This window comes from Oleiphilus sp. HI0086 (assembly GCF_001635225.1).
Window position 1 is genome coordinate 1 of the sequence record NZ_LWFZ01000805.1, and the last position, 3,381, is coordinate 3,381.

3 protein-coding genes and 1 pseudogene are annotated in these 3,381 nt (G+C 40.9%); 1 reads left to right on the plus strand and 3 read right to left on the minus strand.

Translation table 11 applies throughout. From position 1 onward, the window contains the following. Positions 1 to 97 precede the first annotated feature (97 nt). The 3 genes from A3756_RS14230 to A3756_RS14245 all read right to left on the minus strand — a co-directional run bounded on the left by A3756_RS14230 (position 98) and on the right by A3756_RS14245 (position 2,993). On the minus strand, positions 98 to 367 hold the full coding sequence (locus A3756_RS14230; protein WP_156490479.1) for a hypothetical protein: 270 nt from the start codon (positions 365 to 367) through the stop codon (positions 98 to 100). Between the two features lie 264 nt (positions 368 to 631). Beyond that, positions 632 to 1,420 (minus strand): ABC transporter substrate-binding protein, encoded by a 789-nt coding sequence (locus A3756_RS14235; RefSeq protein WP_068510926.1) that lies wholly within the window; start codon positions 1,418 to 1,420, stop codon positions 632 to 634. A 976-nt stretch (positions 1,421 to 2,396) separates the two neighbouring features. Continuing rightward, complete coding sequence (locus tag A3756_RS14245) at positions 2,397 to 2,993, minus strand: hypothetical protein (protein WP_156490480.1); 597 nt, start codon at positions 2,991 to 2,993, stop codon at positions 2,397 to 2,399. 242 nt (positions 2,994 to 3,235) lie between these two features. On the opposite strand from A3756_RS14245, the pseudogene A3756_RS28740 reads away from it, so the two are divergent. Next, positions 3,236 to 3,381: pseudogene (locus A3756_RS28740) on the plus strand (IS110 family transposase); the annotation flags it as partial.

Consider the following 3,381-nt stretch of genomic DNA (forward strand, 5'->3'; position numbering starts at 1 on the left):
ATCTCCATGAGCCTAACGCCGCAATAAAGGGCGAGCGGCGCGCAGCAGAGCGAGTCCAGCCCACGGGCCCTTTCGTGGGCGATCTTTGATTGCCTGGTTATATTTCATTTGCTACGAGATTAGATTTAACCTTGCCAGAAATTACCAATTTATAAAATACAAACTCAGCGACTAAGCCTGAAAATATTGCCGCTGCAACTGCTATACCCCCGCTAGCAGTTGCCTTTGCTACAGCAGCTAAAACTAAAAACGCTAATGGTAAAGTAATAACAACAGCTATAAGAGCGTGAAAACCATTTATGCGTATTATTTCTTTACAGCCACTGCATTTGATACGCATGGGGTTTGATGACTTTAGCAGATTCATAAAGCCAAACTTTTTGGAGCAAGATGGGCAATTACTCACTATTAGTTTCCTTGTATATTGAACAGTGACAGTGTTTAAAAAATATAACGCCGCGTTAACCGGAGGAGTAATGATGGCAGTTTTTGTGCGTATTTTTGCACAAAAGGTGTCAGCATTACGGAGTCCGTGTTGAACGCCTGGTTAAGTGTTTCCATGTACAAACAAGCTGTACCCACCGCCCCTAATTTCATGGCCACCCAAAAAAACAGTTGCACCAGACTTTTTCTATTTCGGCGGTTTTAATAGAGAATATTTAAGTAGCAAATGATCTAATTTGCCAGAACTCTTAAGTTCTTTTAAACCCTTTGATAGAATATTTGCATAAAGTTTTGCGTTACGTTTTTTCGGAGAAAAAGCGATATATATGTCTTCTTTTGAAGCAACCCCTGCTGATTTGATATCTTCATACGAATTAAGGCCTGTCAAATAGTTTAGCACTATATTAGATTCCTCTACGAAAGCATCAATCCTATCTATTTTAAGTAATTCAACTAGACGGCTAAAAGCATCATCACCATGAAGAATAGTTAAACGTGCGATATTCGCTTGGTTTGGCTCAATATATTCCTTAAGAAGGCTGCCATAAGAGTAATTCTTTATAGCACCAAGGTTGATATTCTGTAATGACTTAAACCCACTAAAACGCCAATCAGATGTGTTTTTCACATAGAAAACATGTTCAATGCTATACAAAGGTTCATCTGGAAAAATGAAATCAGGTGTTTCATCTCTACCCGTACCAATAATTCCATCATAGTCACCATTACGGACAGTCAAAATTGAACGAATCCAGGGCCTAACGATATAATTTATCTTATACCCCTCCTGCGAAAAGGAATAATTTGCAATCTCTACCAAAAGGCCAGGTCTCTCTGTGCCAGGAACACAGTTATAGGGGCACCATTGATCTGCAACTAAGGTAATTTCCTTTGCTTGATCACTAGTTGATGACGCATAGCTAATGGACACGACTGGAATAAAAAGCAGAAGCATTCTAAAAATACGCAGTTTCATATCCTTTCCCCCTTATTCATAGCAAGCTATTCACGATAGTCTCATACTAAACTTACCCGATAGCCATAGTGTAGACCACATTAAATTCTCTACAGCAAGCCAGCTACTTACGAAAAGTAACAAATACTTTAAGAGACAACCAGACAACCAGACAACCACTCGGACACTTAACGCCTTTAGCAGCGGCCGAGCGCAGCGAGGTCCAGCCCCAGCGTCTTTTTGCTGGGGCGATGCTGGCTAAACTTGTTAGAACTTTACTACGCATAAAGTAGAAATAATACAAAGCCAACCCCTGAAACTAAGGCCAATAAAAAGACACAGTGAAATATAAAATTAGCTAGCCGCCACCTGACATTAAAGCCTTGTCGATAATTGGTGGTAAGCGCATAAAATATTGAGCCTACGCACAAGATTGATACTAACAATAAAGCTACATGCTGAGTTAAAGCAAAATAACAGCTAATTAACCCTATGAGAAAGCCGTATGTTGCTAAAGATGAAGCTTTCGTTGTACCCCAAAATTCTTTTTTTTCTATATCCATTTTAGGTTGATCTACAATCTGATTAAAAAGTTCTAACGCTTTTATAAACGGCGCACGGCTCTATCGTGCGTCCAACGCAGGCCACGTTTCTTTGTGGCCGGAGTGATGTTTGATGAACTGGTTAGATGTTTTAGAACTCCCAACTACACCAAACACCACGTTAAAACCAAAGTGCTTGCCCAGAGACAAAAACACCGCAGATGGCGACTTTACCGGATTCCCTAGGAACACACCATTGACGAAGCCTCTACAAATTAAAATGTGCTTGAGAAGCTTAAACAGTAGAGCGGAACAGTGGGAAAACGTGCCACCTACCCTAAAACTTTAAACGGAGGAATACATGATAAGAAACGAGCATTCCCTGCCGAATATTGAGCCCTAAACCTTAAGAGCCAAAAAACATTTAACGCCTTGGTGACATGCGCCGCCAGGCGTCATGTTGACCAACTTGTTATGTGTTCCCCAGGGTCTCGCGACGCCAATTCGTCAACACTTTCCTTTGAAAGAATAATATTCCCAAAATAGGCTGCGTCGCAATGATTGCCCCATTCCATATAGTAAACCAAATGGCATATACCACTCTCATCCACCTTGATTAGAATGGTATAACCAAGATCACCTTGCGCAGATGCATGGAAATGTATCCAATCACCAAAGATGTCAAGCGTACCCTCTATATCATATATTTTTCTGATAAAAAGAGCTTCGTCGTCGACAGGCATAACTTCCTGAATAGCTGAGCGGAATAATATAACTCTTTCTATATTGACCTTAATCCAAGCAAATTTTTCTCTTTTTTCAAAAACCTTAACAATCTTAACTTTAACGAAAGCTGACTCTTCTATCTCTTCTGGATGACAATCCCAGCCATTGTAGTGTGCTAATGCTGGTGTATATAAGGACCAAAAAGTAGCGTCAGATTGCTCTGAGAAAGGGCCTTGAATCCGTATAACTCTCGTAGAGCCTTCGGTTGGAATTACGTTCGATCGTTTCCATTTTTCTGACGTTGCCTCGGATGGTATTGCGTCCATCTCATCACTCCAGGACACAACATCATCCGAATACCCTGAAAATTCGAATACAGGATAGGAAGGATGCTCCTTATCAACGTATTTTCTGCATGCACCACAATAGAAATTTAGCTTCATTACACACCGTCACACATAGACATAATGACTCCCCACGTCCCAAAAGAGTGCTGACCTCCTATCGTGGGTTAGCAAAGCCAGAGCCATAATATATGTGTCATACCATATAAGCGGAGGCCAGCACCATGAAAAACAATACCATAATTTTTGTCGGATTGGACACCCATAAGGAGTTCACCGAAGTCGCATATTGCGAAGATCAACGAGGCTCAGAAGTAAAACATCTTGGAAGAGTTTCTTCAGCCAAAGTATCACTTACCAAGATGGCAAG